General features: G+C 48.3%; 22 protein-coding genes. 13 read left to right on the top strand and 9 right to left on the bottom strand.

Features of this window, described 5'->3' with window-relative positions; translation table 11 throughout:
- Positions 1-46 precede the first annotated feature (46 nt).
- The 6 genes from B7990_RS14375 to B7990_RS14350 all read right to left on the bottom strand — a co-directional run bounded on the left by B7990_RS14375 (position 47) and on the right by B7990_RS14350 (position 6637).
- Positions 47-562 (bottom strand): hypothetical protein, encoded by a 516-nt coding sequence (locus B7990_RS14375; RefSeq protein ID WP_088641568.1) that lies wholly within the window; start codon positions 560-562, stop codon positions 47-49.
- A gap of 19 nt (positions 563-581) precedes the next feature.
- Positions 582-1910, bottom strand: coding sequence for an AAA family ATPase (locus tag B7990_RS14370; RefSeq protein ID WP_088641567.1), 1329 nt, complete (start codon positions 1908-1910; stop codon positions 582-584).
- A 288-nt stretch (positions 1911-2198) separates the two neighbouring features.
- On the bottom strand, positions 2199-2804 hold the full coding sequence (locus B7990_RS14365; protein WP_088641566.1) for a LemA family protein: 606 nt from the start codon (positions 2802-2804) through the stop codon (positions 2199-2201).
- A gap of 101 nt (positions 2805-2905) precedes the next feature.
- Entirely contained in the window at positions 2906-4096 is a 1191-nt protein-coding gene (locus B7990_RS14360) for an iron-containing alcohol dehydrogenase family protein (protein WP_088641565.1), read from the bottom strand.
- 9 nt (positions 4097-4105) lie between these two features.
- Complete coding sequence (locus tag B7990_RS14355) at positions 4106-5185, bottom strand: tetratricopeptide repeat protein (RefSeq protein WP_088641564.1); 1080 nt, start codon at positions 5183-5185, stop codon at positions 4106-4108.
- 6 nt (positions 5186-5191) lie between these two features.
- Positions 5192-6637 (bottom strand): histidine-type phosphatase, encoded by a 1446-nt coding sequence (locus tag B7990_RS14350; protein WP_088641563.1) that lies wholly within the window; start codon positions 6635-6637, stop codon positions 5192-5194.
- Between the two features lie 167 nt (positions 6638-6804).
- Between B7990_RS14350 and secA the strand changes: the two genes are divergently transcribed.
- From secA to B7990_RS14325, 5 genes are all read left to right on the top strand, one after another.
- Positions 6805-9792, top strand: coding sequence for a preprotein translocase subunit SecA (gene secA, locus B7990_RS14345; protein WP_088641562.1), 2988 nt, complete (start codon positions 6805-6807; stop codon positions 9790-9792).
- 234 nt (positions 9793-10026) lie between these two features.
- The gene (gene tmk, locus B7990_RS14340) at positions 10027-10659 is read left to right on the top strand and encodes a dTMP kinase (RefSeq protein WP_088641561.1); all 633 of its coding nucleotides are present in this window, start codon (positions 10027-10029) and stop codon (positions 10657-10659) included.
- Positions 10656-11756, top strand: coding sequence for a metallophosphoesterase (locus tag B7990_RS14335; RefSeq protein ID WP_088641560.1), 1101 nt, complete (start codon positions 10656-10658; stop codon positions 11754-11756). Before tmk ends, B7990_RS14335 begins: the two co-directional genes overlap by 4 nt.
- 43 nt (positions 11757-11799) lie before the next feature.
- Positions 11800-12120, top strand: a complete 321-nt coding sequence (locus B7990_RS14330) for a nucleotidyltransferase family protein (RefSeq protein ID WP_088641559.1) — start codon at positions 11800-11802, stop codon at positions 12118-12120.
- Between the two features lie 18 nt (positions 12121-12138).
- Positions 12139-13980, top strand: coding sequence for a penicillin-binding protein activator (locus B7990_RS14325; protein ID WP_088641558.1), 1842 nt, complete (start codon positions 12139-12141; stop codon positions 13978-13980).
- A 188-nt stretch (positions 13981-14168) separates the two neighbouring features.
- Here B7990_RS14325 and B7990_RS14320 read toward each other — a convergent pair whose 3' ends face one another.
- Positions 14169-14378: a hypothetical protein gene (locus tag B7990_RS14320; protein WP_088641557.1), complete on the bottom strand. Its 210-nt coding sequence runs from the start codon at positions 14376-14378 to the stop codon at positions 14169-14171.
- Positions 14379-14599: 221 nt separating this feature from the next.
- Here B7990_RS14320 and B7990_RS14315 point away from each other — a divergent pair, with 221 nt between their 5' ends.
- On the top strand, positions 14600-15535 hold the full coding sequence (locus tag B7990_RS14315) for a M48 family metallopeptidase (RefSeq protein ID WP_254917554.1): 936 nt from the start codon (positions 14600-14602) through the stop codon (positions 15533-15535).
- A gap of 195 nt (positions 15536-15730) precedes the next feature.
- Here the strand turns inward: B7990_RS14315 and B7990_RS14310 are convergent, their stop codons facing one another.
- Entirely contained in the window at positions 15731-16498 is a 768-nt protein-coding gene (locus B7990_RS14310; protein WP_088641556.1) for a hypothetical protein, read from the bottom strand.
- A 139-nt stretch (positions 16499-16637) separates the two neighbouring features.
- On the opposite strand from B7990_RS14310, the gene B7990_RS14305 reads away from it, so the two are divergent.
- Both B7990_RS14305 and B7990_RS14300 read left to right on the top strand, forming a co-directional pair.
- Positions 16638-16913, top strand: coding sequence for a hypothetical protein (locus tag B7990_RS14305; RefSeq protein ID WP_176407343.1), 276 nt, complete (start codon positions 16638-16640; stop codon positions 16911-16913).
- 705 nt (positions 16914-17618) lie between these two features.
- Positions 17619-18398, top strand: coding sequence for an NYN domain-containing protein (locus B7990_RS14300; RefSeq protein WP_088641554.1), 780 nt, complete (start codon positions 17619-17621; stop codon positions 18396-18398).
- Between the two features lie 15 nt (positions 18399-18413).
- On the opposite strand, the gene B7990_RS14295 is transcribed toward B7990_RS14300, so the two are convergent.
- Positions 18414-19265 carry a hypothetical protein gene (locus B7990_RS14295; protein WP_088641553.1) on the bottom strand — a complete coding sequence of 284 codons (852 nt, stop codon included), beginning with the start codon at positions 19263-19265 and terminating at the stop codon, positions 18414-18416.
- Positions 19266-19345: 80 nt separating this feature from the next.
- Between B7990_RS14295 and B7990_RS14290 the strand changes: the two genes are divergently transcribed.
- The 5 genes from B7990_RS14290 (at position 19346) to B7990_RS14270 (ending at position 25946) form a co-directional block, all read left to right on the top strand.
- Positions 19346-20707 carry an ABC transporter substrate-binding protein gene (locus tag B7990_RS14290; protein WP_088641552.1) on the top strand — a complete coding sequence of 454 codons (1362 nt, stop codon included), beginning with the start codon at positions 19346-19348 and terminating at the stop codon, positions 20705-20707.
- 3 nt (positions 20708-20710) lie between these two features.
- Positions 20711-21511: a cyclic nucleotide-binding domain-containing protein gene (locus B7990_RS14285; RefSeq protein WP_088641551.1), complete on the top strand. Its 801-nt coding sequence runs from the start codon at positions 20711-20713 to the stop codon at positions 21509-21511.
- Between the two features lie 39 nt (positions 21512-21550).
- Positions 21551-22576, top strand: coding sequence for a phosphoribosylformylglycinamidine cyclo-ligase (purM, locus tag B7990_RS14280; RefSeq protein ID WP_088641550.1), 1026 nt, complete (start codon positions 21551-21553; stop codon positions 22574-22576).
- A 218-nt stretch (positions 22577-22794) separates the two neighbouring features.
- The gene (locus B7990_RS14275) at positions 22795-24357 is read left to right on the top strand and encodes a glycosyl hydrolase family 5 (RefSeq protein ID WP_254917553.1); all 1563 of its coding nucleotides are present in this window, start codon (positions 22795-22797) and stop codon (positions 24355-24357) included.
- Positions 24358-24497: 140 nt separating this feature from the next.
- Positions 24498-25946, top strand: coding sequence for a carboxylesterase family protein (locus B7990_RS14270; RefSeq protein ID WP_088641549.1), 1449 nt, complete (start codon positions 24498-24500; stop codon positions 25944-25946).
- Positions 25947-26298: the final 352 nt, after the last annotated feature.

The following is a 26298-nucleotide window of genomic DNA, read 5'->3' as shown; positions in this document are numbered from 1 at the left end:
ATATAAAGTACTTTATTTGTAATATTAGGAGTTTTTTGTGAAAAATTTAGGGTTTAAAGAATTTATCTTCTAGATTAGATAATGTTATAACTTTATAGATTTTTTTTGCAATAAGTTGTCTTTGCAGGGTATTCAATAAGCGCTGTTCCTTACTATTCACGAGTATATATATTTCATTGTAAAAACATATACCACAAAATAATAGTTTGGTAGAAGTTGTTTTTTTTATAATATCCGAAGCTAATGATTCGCAACTACCTTTTGTAGTGCATTTGAATTTCATTTCTGTAAGGACAACTTGATAATCTTTTCCTTTATCTATTGCAAAAAGTGCATCCCCTGATTTTTGAGTTTGACCTGCAGCTTTGTGGTTACTTGCGTAGGCATCACCTGAAATACATTCGGTTCTGCATTTGGTTCCATTATGATCAATTATAATAAGATTTGGACAGTTCCTTAAATCGGTTCCGCCTCCTTCATTAATGATTAAATTGGGAAAGTCAACAGTATTGGTATTGCATTGATTGGCAAATAATTTTGTTTTGTCTAAATTGTAAAGCACTATTTTTCTCCATTTGCCATTATGAAATCGTGGACTCTATATTTTCTTCTATATCTGAATATTTGTCCATTATTTTGAATGATTTATTGAATTTTTCAAAAATGGGTTCAATATCATCATCCAATCCTTTAAAGTTGTATAAAAGTTTCTTTTCGTCTTCTATGTCGGCTAAATAGAATCGTGCTTTTTTATCCAATTCCTTTTCTGCAATAAATTTGAGGGCACTAATCATATCAGTACTATGGCTTGAAATAAGAAAGGAACAACGTGTCTCTTTTCTAAGCATAATTAAGAATTTGGCATAATGAACTATCCATTGTGGATGTAGATGAGCTTCAGGTTCATCTAAAATCAGTAAAGTGTTTTTATTAATTAAACCTTCTCTATAAAGGGATTGCATTATGACAAATGTTTTTAATCCTGTTGCACCTTGCTTTAATACATCGAAGGCAGGACTTTCGTTAGATGCTTGATATAATAGAGTAGATTTGTCTTCATTCCAATCGAAGTTTCCACTTAAAAGCCCTCCTGCTTCTGTTGGTTTGAAATCAAATGGTTCACCCAGTTTTTTTGATTGCCAAATAACTTGGTTTAAATCTTCCCAATGTTTTCTTGTTTCATCAAAAATGAAAAAACTACTATTCATCAAGCTCATTGGAGTATCAATGTAAAATACTCTTTTTACAGAGTCTGGCAATAAGACAATATTTCGATCTGAATCAACAATAGGAATATTATTCTCAAAAACATTGAATAAAGAAGGATTTAATTTTTGTCCGAATAATTCAGTCCATTGATGTTGAAAAATATTTGTCTTTCGTTCGGATTTATAAATATCTGCACTGCTGATTATTTTAAGATACTTATTTTTGAATTCTTCTAGTAAATCTTCAGCTTTAGCATTTATATCATATTTTTTTTCAATAATATTACTTAAAATGCTACAAAAGGAATCATAGTATTTTCTTTTAGATGAAAGTATAGGTGGTGAAATTTCAGTACAGATATTTATTAAAGTGTCGATAAAATCGCAATATTTTTCATCATTATCATCTCGATAATTGCGATATGCCATTTGCTGTAATTTTATTGCATCAGAACGTTTTATAAATCCTGATAGATGGGTTATTGCAGAACGTAAAGATTGTTTCATTTCTCTAAGAACTCTTTGAATATTCTTGGAAACGAGATCATCATATTTTATTGCTGCAAAGAGGAGTTCGTATGTTGATCTTGCTAAAGTACTTTTGCCACATCCATTTATACCAGAAATGATGGTCATTCCGTCAAGGATAATTTCTGCTTTTTTTACAGCAAAAAAATCATGTGCTTTAATTACAAGACTCATTTGTTTATCTCTTTATATGTGATATACATAATATATAGCTATTTTACTACTTTTTATAAAATATACTCTTTTATGATTATAAACAAGCCATGCAGGTGTGGTCTATTTATCTTAATAACAGTAATTTACATTTTTCATTATTGAGGTTGAATTATTTTCACATAAAAAGTGGATACTTATTAGTGAAATACTGCGAAAAAGTTTACGATTTGTAAAGTATTTGTGCTGTATTTTGTGAGGCTATATCGCACTATGTTCATGAAATAAGGTGCGATATTTATTGCATTCTTACTTCACATCAAACTGCACTTTTGGTGCGGCACTTGCGCCGGCGTCAGCGGAGAAGAGGGCTTTCGGGGAGGCGCCTGCGAAACCTGCGACGATGTTTGTCGGGAACTGGCGAATGGTGGTGTTGAATGCCTGTACGGTTTCGTTGTAGCGCTTGCGTTCGACGGCGATGCGGTTTTCGGCGCCTTCGAGTTGCACACGAAGTTCCTGGAAGCTCTTGTTGCTCTTGAGATCCGGGTAGTTTTCGGAGACGGCCATGAGGCGCTGGAGGGCGCCACCGAGGGAGCCTTGCATTTCCTGGAAGCGCTTGAGGGCGGCTTCGTCGTTCATGAGGCTTTCGTCGAGCTTGATGGTTCCGCCCATGCGGCTGCGCATTTCCATGACTTCGGTGAGGGTGCTCTTTTCGAAGTTGGCTTCGCCTTGCACGGTGCTGACGAGATTCGGGATGAGGTCAAAGCGGCGCTGGTAGGTGTTTTCGACTTGTGCCCACTGTGCCTTTACGCCTTCTTCGAGGGCGATGATGTTGTTGTAGGTGCCGATGCCCTTCCCTACGATGATGAGCAGGATGACGACGACAACGATGACGGCGATTAAAGCTTTTTTCATTGTGACTCCGTTTTTTATCGATTTACGGTATAGTAATATAAAAATTTTGGGATGTGTAAGGAGATTCCCGCTCGGATGCGGGAATGACAGATGAAAGACCGTTATTCAACGACTAGTGATTTATCGTAGATGTACTTGACTTCTTCGGGGGTGATGCCGCCAGGGACAAGGTCGAGCTTGGAGTGGTTCACTTTCATGGCGGCGGCGAACTTGTCGCGCAATTCGCGGGAGACGGTGCATGTGCCGATGAGCTTGCGGAGCATTGCTGCAAATTCTTCGACGTTTTTGAGTCCCAACAGCGAGAGGATCTTTTCGACATCGGCCGGGACTTTTTTCTGGCAGACTTCGACGTAGGTGGCAAGGAAGTATCCGACGGCGGGGCCGTGCGGTGTGCCTTTGCTGAGCGTGAGGTCGTAGCTCATGCCGTGTGGTACGGCGGTGCTTGTCATGGCGATGGACATGCCTGCGATTGTCGAGGTGTACATCAGTTTTTCGTACAAACTCGCATCAATCGGCGCGGCATTTTCTGAGGCATTTTGCGCGGCATCTTGTGCTGCATTTCCAGCGACAACACATTTCGCGGTGGCATTGTTTGCGGCGACCGAGGTAATAAGCGCTTCTTTGCACTCACCCCAGAGCTTGAGGCCGTATTCGGGACACATGCGGTTGAGCATGTTCGAGTGAATGTTCAAGATGCTTTCGACCATGTGTGCAAGCGCATCGACGGCGGTATTCACGATCAGCTGCTTTTTGGCAGAAGCGAGATACTTTCCGTCAACGAGGGCAAGCACTGGGAAAATCCGGTGCGGGATGCTTTTCTTGAGGTTGATTTTGTGGTTCGTGATGATGGCGACCGGGGTCGCTTCGGAGCCTGTTCCGCAAGTGGTCGGGACGGCAACAACGGGCGCATGGTTCAGCGGATGGCTCGGCGCTTTGTGCAGTTCATCGGCGTTCACGCTTGGATTCACGAGGAGGATTGCCATGGCTTTTGCGGCATCGATAGCGGAACCTCCCCCAATGCCGATGATGAATTCGGCGCCGAATTCTCGTGCGATTTGTGCGCCCATCCCCACGGTATCGGTGGACGGGTTTTCTTCGACTTCATCAAAAATCTTGTAGGCGACTCCCCCAGCGTTCAGGACTTCGGTCACGTCGTTCAGGGAACCGTTCACTTTGGCGGAGCTGTGCCCGGTGACGACGAGTGCGCGCTTTCCGACGGCGAGCAGTTCTTTCGCGTGATTTTTCACGCATTCCTTTTCAACGTAAATGTCCGTAGGTACGTAAAATCGCATGATGTCTCCTTACAGCATCAGCCATTCTTTGTTGAACCAGTGGTAAAGTCGCCCTTGTTCATTGCGGTTCTTGATGAGCCACTGCGCAAATGTCGGGCGGTCAATGGGTTCACAGATGGTATAGATAAATGCTTCCACGAGACTTTCGCGGATAAGCCCCTGATAAAATCTCTGGATCGGGTCTTCGATTTCGTCGGTGAAGGCGACAAGCTTGATTGTTTTTTCAAGGACGTGGACTAAAAATTCCATTTGCTGCGTCGAGTTTGAATCCGGGTCGTAGAGCTTGCGCTTGCCGAGAGAATCTGAAAGAAGCATCGTTTGGATAGCGAGCAAAAATTCGTTGTTGACGGTTGAGTCGCTTCCATTTTGTTTGATGTTCGGCGTGTTCATTTCGACCTTGTTGTCTTTCGTTAGAACAAAGGATTTTGTCCGGCCGTAAAGTCTCGAAAGGTTGTCGCGGATGATTTCGGCCTTCTTGCTGATGAACGTGGAGTACATGGTGTATGCGTAGAATTGTGGCCACTTGCCGAGCTGGCTTGCCAGGAATCCCATGTAATAGTGGCTGCCTTCATGGATGCGCGAGTTGTTGATGCTCCGCTTGATCCAGGCGTAGGCGCTGTCTGCGTTGTTCATGCGCATGTATGTGATGCTTGCGTTGTACGGGATGTTGAACGAGTTTGGCTGTTTGATAAAACCTTCACGATAGACGGCAAGCGCGGAGTCTGGCATTCCCTTCTCGTCGTAGATCGTCCCGAGCAGGCTGTAGAGATTTTCGTCGATGCCTTCGGATTTCAGCTTTGTGGCGGCCTTGGCGTAAGTGAGCGATTTGTCCAGATCGCGCTTGGCATGGTAGGTGAATGCCATTTCGTATTTGACGAGTGCGTTTTTCGGGTCCTTCTTTTCGGCTTCCTTGTACTTCGCGATGGCTTCGTCGTATTGGCCTTGCTCATGGAACTGTACGCCTTGATCGACAAGGTTTTTCACGGCCTCGGCTTTGGAGACTTTGGTTGCTGCGTTTGACGTCGCTTTAGGCGCTGCGAAAAGCGATGTTGCGGCAAGAGCGAAAATGAGAGCGATAGATTTTTTCATGATAGGTTAATTCTTGAGGAGGGCGCTATAGAAATTACGGATATCATCCCAGCGGTAGTACGGGGCGGCGGGGCAATTTTGTGAGACTTTTAGATTAGTTCTTTCGTCTCTTGTCTCTCGTCTCTCGTCTGTTATGCCACATGGCACGGGCAATGTCTGTTCGATTTCGTTGTACAGGATTTTCACGAGGACGGGTTTATTTTTTGCCTTGTAGAATACCATCTGGAGGTTTGCTGCCATCGGGATGATTTTAAAGTCGTTCCACTGTTCGTGCAGTTTGGAGAGGTCCGAGACTTTTGCATTTGCGATGGGCAACTGCATGAGGGCTGCAAGCGGAAGGAGCGTTGCGTCGTGGCCAAAGCGGAGCGTGGCGGCAATCGGCGTTATGGAACTTGAACCTGCTGGACTGTGTGCGGTATCAACGGCAATTGCTTCGTCGGCTTCTTCCAAGATGTTCTGCAATGTGGGCTTGGCGAAGTTCAGGCCATCGGGGCGGTTGATGAGTGGGCTTGTACCTTCGAGGCTGTACCACCAGGCGTTTTGCGCTTTCCAGCGGATAATCTTTTCTTCGGTTGTGAACAAGTTTACGAAACTGTCGGCGGGCACTTGGGCGGCCTGGGCGATTTTGTCGAGTAGCGGCTTGTCCATGCCCTGAAGCGATGTCGCGATTTCGAAGAAGCGGTTGTAGAATTTGTCTGCTTCGATATTCTTTGCAACGTAACTACTGTCGGCGAAGATTTTTTTCAGGAATGGTTGCGGGTTCACTTGTTGCCAGAGCTTGTCGCTTTCGTCCGTGTACGTCTTGACTTTAGAATAGTCGAGCTTGCCCCAGTCAAAGGCGCTGATGAACTTCATGTAGCTCTTGCCAGAAATAAGTTCCGGCTTGATTTTCGGATTGAGCGAACGGAGTTCCCCGATAAAGGCGGCCATGCTCACGATGCAGCGTCCGCTGGTACTTGCGTAAGCCTTGACGTGCGGCGTGACTTTTTTCCCGCCGACATTCCAGTCCTTGAAAATTTCTCCGAAATTCTTGTGCATGCGGTTGGCGATGCCTTCGTGCTGCTTGACGCCCACTTGCGTAAGGTCTCCCTTGCGCGGGGCGGCTTCGGTGGCGAGGACTTTTGCATACGCCAGCGCTTGCTTACCGATTTCGGTAAGTTTGCCTGCGGAATCGGCCTTGGAAAGGGTTTTGTAGAGATACTTATATTCGTCGGAGTCGTGGTGGTAACGGCTGCCGTGGCGTCCGTAGTGGCTGATATAGAACGGCTTGTATCCGGCAGGTGCCTTGGTATATCTAATATTTGCAGGTTCCGGGTACGCCAAATAATTGCTGGAGGTAAATTCCGGATGCTTTGCCAACTCGGCATCGCTAACTTGCGCGTTCACGGGTGCAGCGAGGAAAAATCCCGCGGCGAGAACAAAAATCCCTTTTGCAAAATCCAGTTTTTTCATGTCTCCAATATAATATATTGGTGTTGCGGTGCGAGTAAAGTAAAATGGGAAAGCGTCTAATCCCCATAAAAACGTGCTTTTAGCCGCTATTTCAACTTGAAACAAAAATATGTTTGGCACATCTTTTGCTAACTTTTACCACGTTTAATTTTTAATCAAGGACAACCATGAGCATTGTAGATACAGTACTCCATAAGATTTTTGGTACACCTCATGAACGTAAGGTGAAGCAACTCCGCCCGGTGATTGCAAAGATTCACGAAGCCTGCAAGGCTCTCGCATTGCTTGATGACGCAGAACTTGCTGCAAAAAGCGCTGAATTCCGTGAAAAACTGAATAATGGAGCTACCCTCGACGATATCAAGGTTGACGCCTTTGCCGTTTGCCGTGAAGCTTGCGACCGTCGTCTCGGTATCTTCAACATTTTCAAGCCGGAATTTGGCTTTGACTTTAGCCGTCTCGGCCCGGAACTCCAGGAAGCTGTGAACAAGGCGAAGGCTGAACTCGAAAGCGGAAAGAATGAATGGGAAGTCTACCTCCCGGCTGCTCTCTACGCTAAGGTTCGCGAACTCTATCCGGATTCCGTGAAGCCGTTCCGCATGTTGCCTTTCGACGTGCAGATGATCGGTGGCCTCGTGCTCCACGAAGGTGCCATCGCTGAAATGGCTACCGGTGAAGGTAAGACGCTTGCCGCCGCCCTCCCGGTTTACCTGAACGGTCTTTCTGGCCACGGTGTGCATGTGGTGACGGTGAACGATTACCTCGCTGGCCGTGACGCCAAGCAGATGGGCATGGTCTATAAGTTCCTCGGACTCACGGTCGGTCTCATTGTGGCTGGCCTCAATCCGGAACAGCGTCGTGAAAGCTACAACTCCGACGTGACTTACGGCACGAACAACGAATTCGGTTTCGACTACCTCCGCGACAACATGGCAGTTGAACCGAACCAGCTCGTGCAGCGCGAACTCAACTTCTGTATCGTTGACGAAGTGGACTCCATCTTGATTGACGAAGCCCGTACGCCGCTTATCATCAGTGGTCCGGCTGAAGACGCTACCGAAAAGTACGCCAAGGCAAACGAAATTGCAAAGCAGCTCGTCCGTAACAAGGACTTCTCTGTCGATGAAAAGGACAAGAACATCCAGTTTACGGAAAAGGGTGTGCTCCACATCCAGGACTTGATGCACATTACGAACCTCTATGGCGAACATGCCGACTGGGTTCACTTCCTCGATAACGCTCTCCGTGCTTGGTACCTCTTCGAAAAGGATGTCGATTACATCGTCCGTGACGGTGAAATCATCATCGTTGACGAAAATACGGGCCGCTTGATGGAAGGCCGCCGCTATTCTAACGGTATCCACCAGGCCATCGAAGCCAAGGAAAATGTGCAGATCCGTCGCGAAAACCAGACGCTTGCGACGATTACGTTCCAGAACTACTTCCGTATGTACAAGAAGCTCTCCGGTATGACCGGTACGGCTGAAACCGAAGCAACGGAATTCATCAAGATCTACAACATGAACACGTGGGTCATTCCGACGAACAAGCCGTGCATCCGTAAGGACTTGCAGGACCTCGTTTATAAGTCCGAAGATGCCAAGTGGCGCGCCATTGTTGCAGAAATCAAGGAACGCCATGCGAAGGGCCAGCCGCTCCTCGTGGGTACGGCTTCCATCGAAAAGTCCGAAATCCTCCACGGCATGCTCGAAAAGGAAGGCATCCCGCACGAAGTCTTGAACGCCAAGAACCATGGCCGCGAAGCTGAAATCATCCAGTACGCTGGTCACAAGGACAAGGTGACGATTGCAACGAACATGGCTGGTCGTGGTACTGACATTGCTCTTGGACCGGGAGTGACTGAACTCGGCGGTTTGCATGTGCTCGGTACGGAACGTCATGAATCTCGCCGTATCGACAACCAGTTGCGCGGTCGTTCTGGCCGTCAGGGTGACCCGGGTTCTAGCCAGTACTTCCTCTCCCTCGACGATAACCTGATGCGTATCTTCGGTGGCGACAACGTCAAGAACCTCATGAACCGTTTTGGCGTGGGCGAAGACGAAGTGATTACCCACCCGATCGTTTCCCGTTCCATCCGTGGTGCACAGCGTCGCGTCGAAAGCCAGAGCTTCGATATCCGTAAGCACTTGCTCGACTACGATAACGTGATGAACGAACAGCGCAAGGTGATTTACGGACTCCGCCGTCGCATCTTGAACGGTGAAGATATCCGTGACGAAATCATGAACCGCATCGAAGACGCTTGCGATATCAAGGTTTCCAACTACATCCCGGCAAAGAGCTATGCGGAACAGTGGAACCTCGAAGGCTTGCACGAAGACTTGCAGCGTACGCTCGGCATGGAATACAGCCTCACGCTTGATGAAGCTGTTTCGAAGACGCCGGAACAGGTGCTCGATGAAATCATCGCTCTTTGCAGGGTGCGTTATGACAAGCTCACGAAGATTATTCCGGATGTTGACTTCCGCAATATCGAACGCCGCTTCCTCCTCATGACGATTGACCAGGTATGGAAGGAACACTTGTATGCTATGGACCAGCTGAAGGATGCTATCCGCTTCCACGGATACGCCCAGAAGGATCCGCTGATGGTCTACAAAAATGACGGCTTCAAGATGTTCGAAAGCTGCATGGAAAAGATTGCAACGCTCACGGCTCTCCGCATTTTGAACATCCGCATCACGCTCCCGAACGGTGTGACTGTTTCTCCGGACCAGCTCCAGCTCAAGAGCCAGGAACAGATCGATGCCGAACGCAAGGCCGCTGAAGAAGCTGCCGCTACCGCAGGTAACGCTGGCGATGCTAATGCAGAAAGTCATCCTGAGCAAAGCGAAGGATCCAGTGAAGCTTCTTCTGAACAGCTGAGTGCCGAAGGCGCAAAGGCTGCAGGTCTCGCCGGTCAGGCAGCTTCTTCTGAAACGAACGCCCTTTCCGAGGATCAGCATGCACAGCCGATGCCGCAGAGCGCACTCCCGGGCACTCGCCCGAACCGCTCCGCTGCCGCTAACGCTGCCCTTGCTGCCGCTGTGAAACGCGCCCAGCAGCAGGCTGGTGCAAAGCTCGGCCGCAATGACCTCTGCTGGTGCGGTTCTGGCCTCAAGTACAAGAAGTGCCACGGCAAGGACGTCGAATAATTCGGAGTTAAGAGTTCGTAATTCGGAATTGTCATGCCCTGTCCCGGAACCAGTCCGGGATGGCAGTCGGGGCATATCCTTCCAAGAATCGCGAGCACTCCCGCATAAAACGTAATTGAAAAATCCTCGGCTCTCCCGCCGAGGTTTTTTGCTTATGTTGTCATGCCCGCCGCCGAGCGGGCATCCCCTTTTTAAAGCGTGTGGTCCCCAAAAAATTTTTGCATATTTGTTCTTATGAAAACTGCGAAGAATTTTTTCAGCCTCGAAGGCATTGACGGTTCCGGAAAGTCCACGCAAATTGACATGCTCGTCCGCGTGTTGGAATCCGAAGGCCACAAGGTCGTAAGGCTGCGCGAACCCGGTGGAGCGAAAATTTCCGAACGCATTCGTGAACTCTTGCTCGACCCTGCTTTCAAGGGCATCATGGCAGACGATACCGAACTTTTGCTGTACAATGCCGCCCGTGCCCAGGTGATTCACGAAATCATAAAACCCGCGCTCGATGCAGGGAACATCGTTATTGCCGACCGTTTTGCGTGGAGCACTTTTGCCTACCAGGGTTACGCCCGCGGGCTCGGTGCTGATAAAGTCCAGCGCCTTACGGAGCTTACGTGCGGCGGTTGCTTCCCGGAACTCACCGTAGTCCTCGACTTGACCGTCGAATCAAGCCGCAAGCGTATGGCGACTCGCGGTGGCGCCCCCGACCGCCTCGAAAGCGAAAAGGCGGAATTCTTTGAACGCGTCCGCGAAGGCTACCTCGCCGCAGGCCGCGATTATAGCGATTGCGTGAGCGTCGTCGATGCTGACCGCACTCCCGACGAAGTCCACAACGATGTTCTTTCACTTATTAAAGCGAAACTGAAATGATTTTTTTCTTCATACTCATCTTCGGTGTATTCTTCCTGTTCTTTAACGTCAGGATGGTGGCACCTGGAATCAAGGGAAGCGTCATTGCCGGAATCTCGGTGATCCTCCTCCCCGTCTGCTTCTTGTTTAGAACAAGTTATTTTGCATCGCTTGGCATGTCCTTCTTTGCTGTCTGGCTTGCCGAGGCGCTTTTCTTTTATATCCTCTGGTGGATTGTCCGCGGAATCCGTCGCGCAATCGTGAAAAAGCCGCTCGACCGCCATATCGAAATTTCGGTGTCGAGACTTTTGCTCTTTGTATCTGTACTCCTGACGGTGATCTTCCGCATTGCAGGCACAGGCGCAAACGACAATTTCCATGTTCGCGAATTCAAGATTGCCGTCCCGACGGAAAAGGAATTTACGGCGGTCTTCTTTAGCGACCTCCACATCGACCCGCTTTTCAAGCGCGAAAAGATGGAACGCATCGTGCATGTATCCGATAGCCTCCATCCGGACCTGGTGCTATTTGGCGGTGACTTCTCGGATGTTGTGGATTCGACGCTATCTGCCTGGGAATACGACTTCCTGGTGCAAAAGCTTGCCGCAACCGCCAAGACGGCCGCCATTGCCATCGACGGGAATCACGAAGGGTTCCTCGAACGCGAGGGCAGCGACTTTAAAAAGTGGATGCAGAACAACGGTTTCGTCGTGCTGGAAGACTCCACCGTCTGCACACCTTTTGCCTGTATTACCGGCCGTATAGACCACAGCGTTGCCAAGATGCGCGATGTCGAACGTAAGCCGCTTTTTGAAATGCGTCCTGTGGCCGGAGATGCTAAACTCCCCTGGCTCCTCCTCGACCACCAGCCGCGCGGTATCGAAGAGGACCACCCTGGCCGCCGTCCTGACTTTGCCATGTCCGGGCACACGCATAATGGCCAGTTCTTTCCGGGTACGGTGTTTATTGACTGGTTCTGGCGCCTCGCCTACGGTATTGGTGAACTGGATCAGGTCAAGTGGCTTGTCTCCAGCGGTGTCGATTCCTGGGGTCCTCCTGTCCGAATCGGTAGCGATACAGAGGTCTGGTTCCTCCGTTTTGTACCTGATAGGCTGTAGTGTCATTCAGTGTCAAAATACATTAACTATATTTTAGGGAACTATGACTCTTTGCTTAGAAACGGATCAGTTGGAAACCGTACAGAGAATACTTGGCCTCCATTTTGAGGGCTTTGAAGTCTGGGCGTACGGTACGCGTGTCACGGGAGTGGATTTGACCCCGGATACGGATTTGGAATTGGCTGTCATCTCGGATTCCCCTATTTCCCTTGATGACATGACTTCGGTGGAAAAGGCTTTTGTCGAAAGCGGACTTCCGTTCCGTGTTGATGTTGTCGATTGGTCTAAGCTCCCCGAATCTCTTCAAAAGCAAATCAAGAAAGAACATTCTGTCATCCAGGAGGCCGCCGAAAGCTTCCAGTAAGACCGGCGAGGTTTAAATATGAATCGCTTGTTTCCCCTATTTTTGGCTGCGGTCATTTCTACTGCGGCGTTTGCACAGGACGATGTCGAAAAGGTAAAGTCCGTGGTCAAGAGCGGCCGCTGCTCGGATGCGATTGCCCCGCTGCAAAAGATATACAGCTCTTCTTTCCGCAAGATTGAAGGAGAAAAGGCTGCGGTCATGCTTGCGGAGTGCTATCTCCGTGCAGACAAGAAGGACGATGCCTACGATGTCGCTTCCCGCTTCTTGGAATATCATGTGAAGTCCGCTTACCGCGAACGCATGGAACTTGCCCGCGCTGTTATCGATGTTGAAAAGGGTTCCGTGTTCGATGGCGTCGAAGCGATGCTCCGCGTACTTTCTTATTCGACCAACCCGGCCGCAAGGTCCCGCGCAAAAGACGTCGTCATCCAGACTCTGGCGGCATCTCTCCTCACGGCTGACCAGCTCCAGTCTCTCCTTGAAAAGTATCCTGTCGATCGTGAAGTCATGGGCTGGATGCAGCTCCAGATCGGTCGAGAATGCCAGAATGCCAAGCGCTACCGCGCTGCTAGGTACTGGTACAAGAAGGTCCTCAGGACGACTTCTTCCGAAAGTTTGCAGAAGACCGCCAAGAAAGGCATAAGCGCTCTTGAAGGTCTTGGCGCAGGTCTTCCGACTGTGCTCGTGCTTGCCCCGCTTTCTGGTGACTTCGCTGAATTCGGTGCCGCCGCTGTGCAGGGTTCCCTCCTCGCCTATGAACAGGCGGACCTCAAGGGCAAGGTGAACATCATTTTCCAGGACACGCATGCTGATGCGGCGATTGCCCTCATGCGTACGCAGCGCGCTGTGAACCAGGACAGCATCATCGCCATTATCGGACCTATCATGAGTGCTCCGGCAACATCTGTCGCCGCATGGCTTGGTGCGAACTTCCAGCATGTGCCGATGCTTACCCCGACTGCAACGGATGCCGGCATCGCAAAGCTTGGCCCGAACATCTTCCAGGTGAACCTCACTATGGACATCCTCGCCCAGACCATCGCAGACTTTGCCATCAAGTGTCTCGACATTCGCGAGTTTGGCGTGATGAGCCCGCTTGGTGACTTTGGAACGGCGATGTCCGAAAGCTTTACTAAGGCTGTCGAACGCCGTGGCGGCGATGTGGTCGGCTTCCGCAATTACGAAGAAGGCCGCCCGGACTACAAGACGGAATTCAACCTCATGCGCGATGTCCGCTTCAATCAGGAAAACCGCCGTCGCAACATTGCTAAGGGCCTGAGCGACTTGAATACCGTGAATCCGCGTGACCGTAAGCTCTACCTCGCCGACTCGACCGTCGAAATCCCGGGCCTCTTTATCCCGGCGACAAATCCGGCAGATGCTGGCGCGATGGTTAGCCAGGCCGCATTCAACAAGGTCTCCGGCACGTACCTCGGAACTTCTGGCTGGTATGGCCGTGAACTTCTGATTCAGGGCAAGCGCCTTGTCGAAGGCTCCTATTTCAGTGTTCCTGATCTCGATATGAACAAAGGAAATACTGCTTACACGAACTTCGTGAAGGACTTTACAGCGCGCTGGGGAGTTGAACCGGGTGAAGATAAAGTAAGCGGTCTCAGCTACGATGCTGCAAACATCATCTTTACTGCGCTTGCTGCTGTCACGGGCAAAGATGACGACATGACGCATTACATTAATGCGACCAAGGACTTCAAGGGCATTTACGGTGACATCAAGTTCCGCCGTGGTGCAAACGCCAATACGAAGATTATAACCGTGAAGAAGGGCAAGTTCGAAGTCGTGACGGCTTGCGAACGCCAGGACAAGGCGAAGGAAGCCGCCAAGTCCAAGAAAAAGAAGTAACGCACTCGTCGTCCTGAAGGCAAAGCCCGAAGGACCCAGTCAAGTCTTGATTTACACTTGTCATCCTGAGCGAATGCGAAGGATCCAGTTAAGTCTTGATTTGCATAAGCTTTAAAAAAGAACCCTGTGGCTAAGCCCCAGGGTCCTTTTTATGAGGAAGACCGGTAAATCCGGATTAGAGAGAGAAATTAGCAGTTCGCTGCGATGCAGGCCGCCACGAAGTCCGCCGATTCGCCTTGCTGGTAATAAGCGTAAAGGTTCGAATCGTCCATGACGTCTTCGAGGTTGATGCCGCTAGTGGAGGTCAGCTCGTCTTTGATCCGCTCCTTGAAGGACTGGAATCCTGTATGGAGCAAATAGTAGAGAGCCGCAGTTTGAGTTTTATGGAACATCTTCATGGTGGCCTCCGTCGAAAAAAGTAGTTGTGGCGCCTGAATTTTTGTAACTTCTCTTCTGACAACCACTTAACTAGAAATTTCTTGATAGATTGTTAATAAAATGTTTACTTCCTATTAACATCTATTGTATTTATACATTTTTTTATATCATTAGACAAGCTTTGCCATATTCCAAAGTGGAAGGTGGTGCGCTGTATCAAAAGTTTCTAGATTACCTTTTAATGCTATCTAGATTATTTGCCTTGATCTTTTTTGTCGCCGGCATCTCGTTTGCCGACGAGCTTTCTTTTGCTCTTTCTCCGGCGCAGAACGAACTCGCCGAAAAGGTGACGCAGAAGACGATGGAACTCAACTACGTTGAAGCATTCAACCTGGCCCGCAAGCTTCGCCTTGAAAACGATGGCGTCGGCTGCGTATTCCAGAACATCATCCGCGTGAGCATGTACGACGACAAGGGCGATACCACATCGCTCAAGGTGGCCGCCAAGAATCTCGAAACCTGCAAGGCCGAGGGCCTCTGGGATGCGCTCCGCAATTTTGAGATTGGCTATGTACTCACGGAGACGGGGCACTCCGTCAAGGGTGCCATGCAGACGCGCTCGGCCGCAAGCCAGTTTGAAGATGCCAAGGATTATGAATCGAAAGCGTTCTATGCGATTTACGCCTACTATGTCGATAACAGCTTCGGCTGGCTTCCGTTCAAGTCGGACAATCGCGAGACCTACCTCAAGATTCTCGATTCCGGCTCATTGCGCTCGACCAAGTTCTGGCCGCTCTTCTTGACGCCGCTCATCTGGATGCATTACGACCGCAAGGACTACAAGACGGGGCTTTCGCTTGCTGAACGCGGACTCAAGAAGGCCCCGGACCATCCGGTAATGCTCCAGATCAAGGCCGACATGCTTTACAGGCTGAAGCGCTACGATGAAGCCGCCTCCATTTACGAGAAGAGCGCTGCCGATTACCTCGAGCGCACAGGCAAGTCCATTCGCTACTGGTGCTCCGTCCTGAACCTCATCCGCATCTACCACGACGCTGGAGACGAAGCAAAGTCCGCCGAACAGCGCAAAAAGCTCGATGACCCGGATTACCAGAAGCTCAAGAAGTGGATGCCCGGGTCGCTCGTTGACGACCTCACCGACCGCAAGCTGATTTAAGAGTAGGGTATTATATTATCGCAATTTATCCTATGATGGAAAAACGAATTCTCTTGCGAATTCTTCGTGCTCAGCTGATTAATCCTGAACAGATAATGTTGTTTTACAATTGGTTTTCTGGGGATGGCTGTCCCAAATATGATTGCGATGAGTAATTGCGTTTGCTGGAAAGCAAGAATGAATTGTGATTTTATGTTAGTACTTGATTATTTTTGATGGAGTATCTTTTAGAAATTTACCCGCAGCGTTTCTATTGCGTTTTTTTGTGGCGGGAACTTTTGCTTTTCGTGGTTTATAAGGGATTATTGTAGTTGGGCGTGAATTGACAAAAAATTCCCCTATGAATCGCCCTCTTAAATTAGTGTGTGTGTAACATTCGAGGAAAAAAGTTACAGAATAATTTGTGATAAAAATAGAATCACCTTTGACGAGATTTAGATCTAAGGGAACATAAACTGCATTCGAATCAAAAGCCCATTTCATTGCATTGTCAGAGTCAATTGGTTTTACATTTTTTATCCTGATGATTTTTGCAACAATAGAAGTTGAGTCTAAGTGACGGATTGCATATTTGTCATCAACGAAAAATGTGTCTTTACCTACGGAATCAATAATCCCCTCTATATTGATTTTATTCAACATCCATCTATCTTTATCGGGTCTATAAGGTATATTTTTAGTTGTTTGCATTCCTCGGGTTTCTATATTAGGACAACTTATTTGAGAATCTGCTGCTGAAGAACTTTTGGGTGTCGAACTGGAACTTGTCTGTGCAAGACAAACAATGGATAGCGCTAAAATCGACTGTAATAAAATTTTTATCATATAAAAAATATATATAAACAAAAAATGAAAATATTGCAAAAAAATATCAATCAAAAAATGTAATTCTTTTGGTTGTAAAATAATAACTTTTTTTCTCTCTATCCCTATTTTCCGTAATTTTTGCGGGTATATCTCCATATTCTACTGTTAGAGCGGTTTATCAAAATAGTAATCCGATTCCTACAGAAGAAATCATCGACTTAACGATTTGTTGATTGGAAAAAATTTGATATTCATCCCAATGCGAATGTTGGTGCGTTTAATCATGGGGGGGGCTTTGAATTATTCTGATTATGATCATCTTATAGAAGTTGAAAAAGATGATCGTCGTAAAAGGCCTTATGAAGCTGCTAGTGATTTATTGCATGAATCGATGCATTACATATATGGATTGTATGACGAGTATGGAGATGCTGGGATAAATCCACATGATGATGAGGTGTATATTTCGATTGACTCACCAGATGGTTGGCTGAAATTAGAAAAGAATAATGCATCTCTGAAAAAATTTAAAATGCTTATGGAAAAGAACAAATTGCTAGTGAAAATGTAGTAAGTAATTCTCATTCATCGAATATCTATGTGGAACCACATACATCCAGGCTGCAAATTTATGGCTCTTTTTCCAGTTCAAGTTCGAGTGTTCCCATTTCTGTTATAGATGAAAATGGTAATGTCTTAAATTCTACAATTAATGTTTACCCTATGGGAGATAAGAATTATTTTATAGCGGAAATCTTTTTAAATAAAGATAGTGATTCTGGAAAGTATCTAAGGTTGTTGTTCTAATCCGTTAGAAAACAAGGTTGCTCTTTTGAAGCCAAATGACGCCGTAAAAGCCTATATGACATCGAATGATATTGATGATTATCAGATTGTGGGTACTGAATCAAAGAAAAGCTATTCTCTTCTTGTAAAGGCGGAAAATCTAAGTTCTATAAATAAGATTCTGGTGTATTCGCCTCAGAATTTGTTCCTTCCACTTCTCAAAACCAGTATTGGATTGGTTTAATAATTGGCAAACGTGTACTTTTGAAGTCACTGAAGAAATTAAATCTATTTTTTCTGAACCACATCCAGATGCGAGAATTCAAATTATACTAAATACAGCAGATTCTGTTTGGATTGATAATGAGGGCTTTTAACTTCTGACTATCGTTAATTATATGTTTATATTTTTTTACAAAATTATAGGGACCAAACTCGGCAAAAAAGCGTGTTAATAGAGTAGACGCTCTTTAACATATCAGGAGGTTTTATGCCGAGCAAGCTATCAGTATTGCGCGTTGGATTCTTTTTGGATGGCTACACGCTTAAGAAGGTCAATGAATATTACCTGAAGCACCACAAGTACCATTCCCGCCTGGACTTCAGGGCGCTCAAGGGCTGGGTGCGCGATTATGCCATGAAGCTTTTGGGCAGGGAGGGCTGCCCTGTCGAGGTCGAGGCGCATTACTACCATCCATACGTGAGGCATCTCGACAAAGCGGAGTCCTCGTTTGGCGATGGGCAGGACCGCCTTGAAAAGCAGCTTACGCTAGCGGGGTTCGAAGTGCATTACAATGCGGCTAAGGATGTCGATAAAATGGGGCCGAATATGCAGCTTGTTGAAGACGCTTACCTTTATGCTTATTACCATAAGATCGATGTCCTTGTGCTGCTGAGTACGCAGGGGCAGTATTCGACGTTGCCGGAACGCCTCAAGAGGGAAGGTGTGCCAATGCTTCTTCTTGGCTGGAATTTTGAATACTTGAAGGGGGATACGCCAATTTACTGGAAAACGGATCCAGGTCTTCGGGAACTCAGCGGTTATTATGTCGCCATGGAAGAGGTGGCCGAAATGTATCCGCCCAAACGTGCCGCTGAAAAGAATTTGTTCATGTTGCCGTATAATCCGCAACCAGAAAATTCAAATATCTGGAAAACGTATTTGCAGAAGGTCATGGCCTCGCTTGATGAACCGGTTGCGCATAAGGAGAAAACTGGCTATGGGAAAAACGGATACAGAAAAAGCCCCGCGTTGGCGAGGCTCGGTTAGCAATTTTTGTTTAGACTAGATCTTGTCCAGTTGCTTCTTTTCCCAGGGACTTAAGAATGTCCAGCCGATGCGGAGACCCACAAACCAGGTGTCGCCATCGTTGTCGGTGTCATATGATGTTGTATAGAGGTTTGTGCCTTCGACTTTGATGTCGTTGTAGCGCACTGCGCGGTAGCCGCCGTAGATTCCGATGGAGAACTGCTCAAACTGAAGGCGGGCTTCAAGTTCTGCATTGAACGATGCAGACATGGTGCTGTAATAGCGGTCACGCATGATGACGTCTTCCTTGGAATCGAGGCTCGTAAGCAGGTAGTTGGATGTAAAGTGGATATTCATCATGTTGAAGCCAATACCTACGGCCGGAATCAAGTTGAAGAACGCGTCTTCGCCAAGAATCTTCCAGCCGAACATCCAGTCGGCGCCGTAGCTGAACCAGCGAGCATCGTAGAGGGGGAATTTTACCGCATTACCGCTTGTATCTACGGCCGTGATAGAAGACGACGGGCGTTCAGAAATCTGCGTCAACATGAAGTTAAAGTTGATCCAGGTCATGAACTGCTTGTACTGTGCACCGACATTGAACTGGAGTCCTGGATAGAACTTGTTGAACTTGCTGTATTTGGGGGCCTTGGTCGGTTGGTAGATGGTGGAGTCCGATCTGTATCTGAGCGAGCCGTAGGCAAATGCAACGTCGTTAATGTAGTCGTGGAATCCAGGGAGCATGCCACGGAAATCTCCGCCTAAAGAAACGAAACCGCGGATGTGTTCCTTGTCGTAGAAACCGTCGTCGGCAGCGGATGAATTTGTGGCAAATGCAAGAATGCTAAACACCGCAGCTAAGCACAAAGAGGCTATTTTTGTCTTCATAAAGGCTCTCTCCTAATAGGAATCTCAGAAAAAGAGATATTTAGTCAAACAATAAAATACATTATCTTCGGGTTTTGTGCATGAAATTTTACGATAGATTGTTGAAAATCAAGGAATTAAGGCTTTTTAGTCATCCGTTCCGAGGGCTGAGGTTTGTTTTTTTACCTCTTGTGGTTCTTTATGGCGCCTTGACGATATCGGGATGCCGTGATGCGTCGAAAGATTTGCAGGTGAAATCGTCGGGGGCGAAGTGCGATAAGGATGTCCTGTTCGAACCGGTCGAAAGCGATTTTTTCTCGATGGGTAAGCTGTGCGGGGTGGATGTCGCGGTTGTGCGTTCCGTGGTCGGCAAAGACACGCTTGTCCACAAGTACGTGATGATGGATTCTGCGGAGGCTTCTCTCGGGATGGATTTGCGCCGTCGAGGATTCCCGGATGATTGGAAGGCGGCGGTTGTACTGCGAGTGCCGCTTAAGCGCGTGGCGGCGCTCTCGACTTCGCAGGTGGGGTACATGCTCAGGCTTGGACTCCGGGATAACATTGTCGGCGTTTCGGACGGACAGTACATTGTAGATAGTGTTCTGTATGAACGTGCAAAACAGGGGGCCGTGGCCAGTGTCGGTTATGATGCGGGCGCCTTGGAAAAGCTGATGGCGCTGAATCTAGACTTGGTGCTTGACTTTACGACAGGCGGCGACTATGACAACTATGAACAAATTGCACGTACGAACTTGCCGTTGATGCTTACGTCCGAGTGGCAAGAGAATACTCCGCTTGCAAAGCTGGAATGGATTAAGTTGTACGGAATCCTGTTCGGCCTCCGCGCTCAAGCCGATACCATTTTCGAACAAGAGAAGAATAAATACGAAACACTGAAAAAACTGATAGCCTCTTCTGTCACAAATGATAGCATAAACCCCAAAGCGACCGAAGGTCGCGACCCCATAGCCCATAGCCCACTTCCTACTTCTAACTTCCTACCGTCTACTAAACATTGTCCTCGCGTTCTCGCCGGCATGTCCTACGGCGGTGTGTGGCATGCGTCCGGCGGCAACAGCTTTACGGCGAACCTGGTCCGCGATGCGGGGGGCTGCTATGTGTGGGCATCCGATACATCCCGTGAACTCACGTTCTCGTTCGAAGAAGTCTATGCGCTTGCCGATAGCGTCGATGTTTGGGTCAATCCGTCGATGTTTGCAACGGCAGATGAAATCCTCGCGCTTGAACCTCGTGTGAAAAACATCAGGGCGTTCAGGGAGAAGAAGGTTTTCCAGAATGACGGTCGCAAGGGACCCGGAACAGGCAACGATTTTTACGAAGGGGCGATTACGCGGCCGGCAGAACTCCTGTGGAATCTTACGAAATGCATAAAAGGCACGGTTCCGGGGGTAAATTCCATCGACACTACTTACAAATGGTACAGAAATATCTATAATTTTTAGCGTATGATGTCACACACAGGTATTGGAGATTGGATCGCTGCTCAGTATGATCTTGGTGTACCGTTCTTGCAACTGGTTCCGAGAGATTATGCGGACTTTCTGCTTTTGAATGCGCAGATCCGCGAATACGATGCTGGCGAGATCATTCTCCAGGGTGGAGTCGAAGGCGACAGCTTCTGCGTATTGCAGAGCGGTCGCGCCATTATTTGTGGACAGATTTTGCCGGATGGCCATTACAGCATGCTGACGACTTTGGAAAGCGGCTCCTGTTTTGGCGAGATGTCTATCCTGTGTAACGAGCCTACTGCAAATACGGTTATTGCTGCTGAAGACAATTGCACGGTGCTTCATATCCCGAAAGCGGAATTTGTGAAGTTCTTGGATAAGAATCCAAGTGTTGTGGTTTACCTTTACAAGGTGATGGCGAACCGCCTCCGTGCAAAGAACGAGGCGTTCGATGAATTTGAACGTTTGTCGCTTCTGGCTTCGGCGAAGGTTCTTCCGTTTATTGATTTTGCGCAGACGATGGAAAAGAGCCATATCACCGGGACGGTCATTTTCGAATGTGCTGGAGAATCGGGCTTTATTGCCTTCCAGGAAGGTCGAATTTGCTGTGCCAAGTGCGGCAAGCTTGCAGGCCCGGACGCTCTCGAAAAGATGCTTTCGTGGGGCGACGAAACCTTGTTCAAGCTGGATACGCACGTGATGCCCGATGTAGTAAACATCAACCAGATGACGGATACGACAAGCCTCATCCTTGATGCGCTCAGAAATATTGATGAAAAACAAAGTGCCCGTAAATAGGGCCAAATCGCTGCCCGCTCGTAGGGCAAAGGAAAAAAGATGAATTACGCAGACGCAGGAGTTTCCTTGGCACGTGCCGATGAGGCAATGGTCGGTGTCAAGAAGTCCGTCCGTACCACTTTCAACCAGGGCGTTCTCGGCGACGTGGGCAACTTCGGTGGCCTGTTCACGCTGAACCACCTCGGCATGAAGGACCCTGTCCTCGTGAGTTCCGTCGATGGCGTGGGCACCAAGCTCAAGGTCGATATCGAAATGGGCACGCACGAACTGCCGGGCCAGGACATCGTGAACCACTGCTGTGACGATATCCTCGTTCAGGGCGCACGTCCGCTGTTCTTCCTCGACTACGTGGCTACGGGCCGCTTGGAACCGGGTGTCATGGACAAGCTCGTTGCCGGTATGGCCAAGGCCTGCCGCGAAAACGACCTCGTCTTGATCGGTGGCGAAACTGCTGAAATGCCGGGCTTCTACGGTCCGGGCGACTACGATATCTCCGGTACGATCGTGGGTGTCGTGGAACGCGAAAACATCATCGACGGTAAGAAGATCAAGCCGGGTACGATCATCCTCGGTCTCCCGTCCACGGGTCTCCATACAAACGGCTATTCTCTTGCCCGTAAGGTTCTCTTTGACGTGGCCGGCTATAAGGTAGACACCATGGTCGATGGCATGGACAAGTCCATCGGCGAAGCTCTCGCCACTCCGCACCGCAGCTACTACCCGAGCCTCATCGACCTCTGCAACAAGAAGAAGATCCAGGGCCTTGCCCACATCACGGGTTCGGGCTACCAGGGCAACATCCCGCGTATCCTCCCGGACGATGTCGATGTGATTATCGATCGCACCACGTGGGATCCTCCGATGATCTTCAAGCTCATCCAGCAGGCTGGCTCTGTCGAAAAGGACGAAATGTACTCCACGTTCAACATGGGCATGGGCATGCTCATCTTCATCGACCCGGCTGACAAGGCTGAAGTTGTCGCTCACCTCGAAGCTAAGGGTGAAAAGTGGACTCAGATCGGTGAAGTCGTCGCCGGCACCAAGCAGGTGAAGTTCCGCGACTAGTCATTAGTAGTTGGTCATTGGTTATTGGTTTAAGTAATCGCGCCTTTGGCGCCTAACTAAGGCTGATGACTATTGGCTAATAGCTAATAACCAAAAGGCTTGCACGTAAGTGCGGCCTTTTTTTGTCCTAACTCACATATCTGCTTTCAAAAAGCTTTTTTTTGTGCATTTTGTTGCGAGAAAATCTAATTTTAGACGAAGGTGTGAAAAGGAAAAATATGAAAAAAATTTTAACGAGTTCTTTACTTGCTGCGGGCGCTTTTTCGATGTTCAGCGCCTGCTCTGATGATCCACTGCCGCCAGTAGGTCCTGGCCCGTCGGATATTTGCTCTGCAATGACGCTTACCCATTCGGGCAGGCTCCTTGAAGTGGGCAATTCCTACTGGATTATTGGCGATGATAACAAGGTCACGGACGTTGTGGATAATGTTGTTGGCGCGTACGATGGCGTCGGTAACATTTTGGATTTGACCACTGGTGAAGTTATTTTGTCCAATGTCGATCTTCAAGCTTTGCTGCGTTGCGAAGCGAACTTTACTCCGGGTGGCGAAAGCAGCTCTAGTGCAGGTGCATCGAATCCGGGATCGAGCTCTACCGATACTGGCTTAAGTGGCGGTTCTGATGTGTCTTCAAGCTCTGTTGTTGGTCCGAATCCGGTGTCCAGCTCCAGTGTTAATTCAGCTCTGTCTAGTTCGTCTGTAAATCCGATGTCTAGTGGAATTCCTGAGTCTTCGGCTGCCGAAAGCTCTAGCAGTGGCAATTCTGAAATTGGCCCCGATGGTTTCCCGACAATCGAATCTTACGGCCCGCCTCCTGCGGAATACACGAAGGACATCTTGAGCAACGGAAATAAGGGCTGGAACAGCCGCTATTGGGATGCTTGTAAGCCGCACTGCTCCTGGATTAGCAATGGTCAGGAAGGCAAGACCGATACGACTACACAGGAATCCTATGAGAAGGGCATGACGACTGCCCGTAACTGCAACATCCACGACGTTGAAGTCCCGACCTTTACGCTTGGCCATGCTGTTCAGCAGTACTGGTATGGCTTTGAAGGCACGAACAACGCTTGCGGCAATGCTAAGGAAAAGGGCGTGTTCACTTGCACGGACATGGCTCCTATCGCTGTAAATGAAAATCTCTCTTACGCTTATGTGGCTGGCCCTGGTTCCCAGACGACCTGCGGCAAGTGCTTCCATCTCCAGTACGATGGTAGCTTCAAGGACGCAAGTGCTAACAATGCAGCGAAGGCAACGCACAAGGCTCTCAAGGGCAAGCACATTGTCGTGATGACGTCCAACATCGGTCACGATGTGGAAGTTGGCCAGTTCGACTTGATGGTGCCGGGTGGCGGTGTTGGAGCGTTCGATGCCCTCTCTGTCCAGGTAAACGGTGCTAACGTGAAATGGGGCGCAGGCTTTGGCGGCTTCCTCACGGAATGCCAGAGCAAGCTCGGTTACGACAACACTCTTGAAAAGTATCAGGAATGCGTAAAGGATATGTGCGATGCCGCATTCGGAAATGCCGGTTTCCCGAACTTGCTCCGCGGCTGCCACTGGTTTGCCGACTGGTACATGGCCGCAGACAATCCGACCTACCACTGGGAAGAAGTGGAATGCCCGCAGTACCTCATCGACCATTACATGACGCGTATCAACAAGACCAAGGATAACCGTTACAAGTGGCACGATGACTGGTCCACCTACAAGGAAGGCGATCCGCTCGAAGAACAGGAATGCCTCACGGATGAATATCCGAACGGTTGCAAGCCTGCCAATTAATGATCTGTAATTCCGGACATGTGCCGGAATCGGAAAATTTGAGAATCCCGTGATTTGCATCGCGGGATTTTTTTCTTGACTTTGCTTTGCCAAAAAGATAATTTAATCTTACTAAAATCTGTCAAAATAGGAGAGGGGCTATGAAAATCAACCTGTATTTGGCCGCACTGCTGTGCGGTGTTTATGCTTTTGCCGCAGATGGGGTTCGCTACAAAGACCGCCTGTTTGAAACGAGCTTGCCTACAACGGTGACTGTTGCCGATAGTGTTCCGTTTCTGGACAAGTCGTACTACAATGAATTGACGTCGCTGATGAACATGTTTAATGTCCATCCGATGTTCTATATGTACAGTGAAGAGGGGGTGAGTTTCAGGCCGCTAGAGATGGATATTTATGAACCTGAAGGCGATGAAGCTGAAAATAGGGCGGCGGTGTTAGTTTGTCATGGTGGCGCTTTTGTGGCGGGGACCAAGACTTCTTTTGACCAGAAGGCGGTCGCCTATGTGGACTCTCTTGCTGCTCGTGGCTTTGTGACGGCATCGCTGGAATACCGTCTGGGTGTCCTGATGTCCAGCCGAAAAGAAACATTTGTTATTGATAGTGTGGATTTTGCGCGCACGGTCTACAAAAGCGTCCAGGACGTGAATGCCGCTATCCGTTATTTAAGGACGAATGCAAAGGCTCTCCGTATTGATACGAATAAAATATATATACTCGGAAACAGTGCCGGTGCTCTGCTTGGCCTTGAAAACATCTATGCTCTTGACGAAAAGGATTTTCCGAGTTATTTGAATGAAGGTGCGCAATACGTCAAGATGTATTCCGATGAACAAAGTAAGTATGTCTACGATACCATTCCGCTAGGTGGACTGGACAGGTATGGGCCTAGAGGGGCAAGTGGCGTTGCAAATGGCGTGGTGGCACTCTGGGGAGGTATTCACGATCCGTCGATTCTCAAAAATAGCAAGGTCCCTGTATTCCTCGCGCATGGCGATTCCGATTACGTGATGCCGTATAAGGTGGGCTATGCTATGACTGAGGCCGATAAAATGATGCGCGACAATATTTCGGATGAATACAGTATTGTTTTAGGCGCTATTCATCTGGAGGTCCACACGCCGACGCTTTATGGTAGCTACTATATCGATTCCGTTTTGACTAAGAACAAAGTCTATCATGAATTCTACAATCCTGAGGGTTATGGGTTGAAGCACGAGTTCTACGATGCGACTCGTACAGGTAAAGACGGTAAGGAAATTGTTTTTGCAGATTCTGTACAAAATAAGGCGTTTGATTTCCTGTACAGGCTCGCCGTTGGTTTGATTCCTGGAGCGGAGGGGCCTTCAGCGGTATCCCCGGTATTCGCTATGGTTAGGCCCTCGATAATTTCTATGGGTGAAGGTGGCTTGAACTTTACAGTTGTCCGTGATAGTGACGTTGCGTATGCCGTGTTTGACTTGAAAGGAAAGCGCGTACTTTCGGGCCGAGCATCCAAGGGCGAGACGGTTTGGCTCTCTAGCGTGAACAACGGTGTATATTTTCTGCATGTGCAAGGCGAAAACCCACGGCGTGTCGTCATTCGAAAGTAGGAATCTCGCTTAAAACGTCTCGGAAGCTCCACTCCCGGGACGTTTTTTTTTAGTTGGATTTTGGTGGAAGAATGCTAAGCGCGTCATTCTGAGGCGAGAATCGCCGAAGAATCCAGTCATTTCTTGCTTTTGTCACCCCGGCCGCCGTGCCGGAATTGCCTTTTTTTCACTCTTGTCACCCTGAACGAAGTGAAGGGTCCAGTCGATTCTTGCCTATGGCCAAAAAGATTTCTGTTTACAGAATGTGAATAATGTGTAGTACCGACGGAATACATCCCGTTTTTAGCGAAAAAAGTAAAAAAAAGTGAATTTTTTTTACTTTTACCCCTTGCAAAGTCATCGTAAAATTCTA

This window comes from Fibrobacter sp. UWB4, from assembly GCF_002210345.1.
Lineage (GTDB): Bacteria > Fibrobacterota > Fibrobacteria > Fibrobacterales > Fibrobacteraceae > Fibrobacter.
Note: the sequence above shows the minus strand (reverse complement) of the source record. Positions and strands in the feature narration are given on the sequence as shown.

Bases quoted from the DNA above. Each gene is read 5' to 3' on its own strand.
- B7990_RS14370 (WP_088641567.1), bottom strand. From the start codon at position 1,910: ATGAGTCTTGTAATTAAAGCACATGATTTTTTTGCTGTAAAAAAAGCA.
- B7990_RS14365 (WP_088641566.1), bottom strand. From the start codon at position 2,804: ATGAAAAAAGCTTTAATCGCCGTCATCGTTGTCGTCGTCATCCTGCTC.
- B7990_RS14360 (WP_088641565.1), bottom strand. From the start codon at position 4,096: ATGCGATTTTACGTACCTACGGACATTTACGTTGAAAAGGAATGCGTG.
- B7990_RS14355 (WP_088641564.1), bottom strand. From the start codon at position 5,185: ATGAAAAAATCTATCGCTCTCATTTTCGCTCTTGCCGCAACATCGCTT.
- B7990_RS14350 (WP_088641563.1), bottom strand. From the start codon at position 6,637: ATGAAAAAACTGGATTTTGCAAAAGGGATTTTTGTTCTCGCCGCGGGA.
- secA (WP_088641562.1), top strand. From the start codon at position 6,805: ATGAGCATTGTAGATACAGTACTCCATAAGATTTTTGGTACACCTCAT.
- tmk (WP_088641561.1), top strand. From the start codon at position 10,027: ATGAAAACTGCGAAGAATTTTTTCAGCCTCGAAGGCATTGACGGTTCC.
- B7990_RS14335 (WP_088641560.1), top strand. From the start codon at position 10,656: ATGATTTTTTTCTTCATACTCATCTTCGGTGTATTCTTCCTGTTCTTT.
- B7990_RS14330 (WP_088641559.1), top strand. From the start codon at position 11,800: ATGACTCTTTGCTTAGAAACGGATCAGTTGGAAACCGTACAGAGAATA.
- B7990_RS14325 (WP_088641558.1), top strand. From the start codon at position 12,139: ATGAATCGCTTGTTTCCCCTATTTTTGGCTGCGGTCATTTCTACTGCG.
- B7990_RS14320 (WP_088641557.1), bottom strand. From the start codon at position 14,378: ATGAAGATGTTCCATAAAACTCAAACTGCGGCTCTCTACTATTTGCTC.
- B7990_RS14315 (WP_254917554.1), top strand. From the start codon at position 14,600: ATGCTATCTAGATTATTTGCCTTGATCTTTTTTGTCGCCGGCATCTCG.
- B7990_RS14310 (WP_088641556.1), bottom strand. From the start codon at position 16,498: ATGGAGATATACCCGCAAAAATTACGGAAAATAGGGATAGAGAGAAAA.
- B7990_RS14300 (WP_088641554.1), top strand. From the start codon at position 17,619: ATGCCGAGCAAGCTATCAGTATTGCGCGTTGGATTCTTTTTGGATGGC.
- B7990_RS14295 (WP_088641553.1), bottom strand. From the start codon at position 19,265: ATGAAGACAAAAATAGCCTCTTTGTGCTTAGCTGCGGTGTTTAGCATT.
- B7990_RS14290 (WP_088641552.1), top strand. From the start codon at position 19,346: ATGAAATTTTACGATAGATTGTTGAAAATCAAGGAATTAAGGCTTTTT.
- B7990_RS14285 (WP_088641551.1), top strand. From the start codon at position 20,711: ATGATGTCACACACAGGTATTGGAGATTGGATCGCTGCTCAGTATGAT.
- purM (WP_088641550.1), top strand. From the start codon at position 21,551: ATGAATTACGCAGACGCAGGAGTTTCCTTGGCACGTGCCGATGAGGCA.
- B7990_RS14275 (WP_254917553.1), top strand. From the start codon at position 22,795: ATGAAAAAAATTTTAACGAGTTCTTTACTTGCTGCGGGCGCTTTTTCG.
- B7990_RS14270 (WP_088641549.1), top strand. From the start codon at position 24,498: ATGAAAATCAACCTGTATTTGGCCGCACTGCTGTGCGGTGTTTATGCT.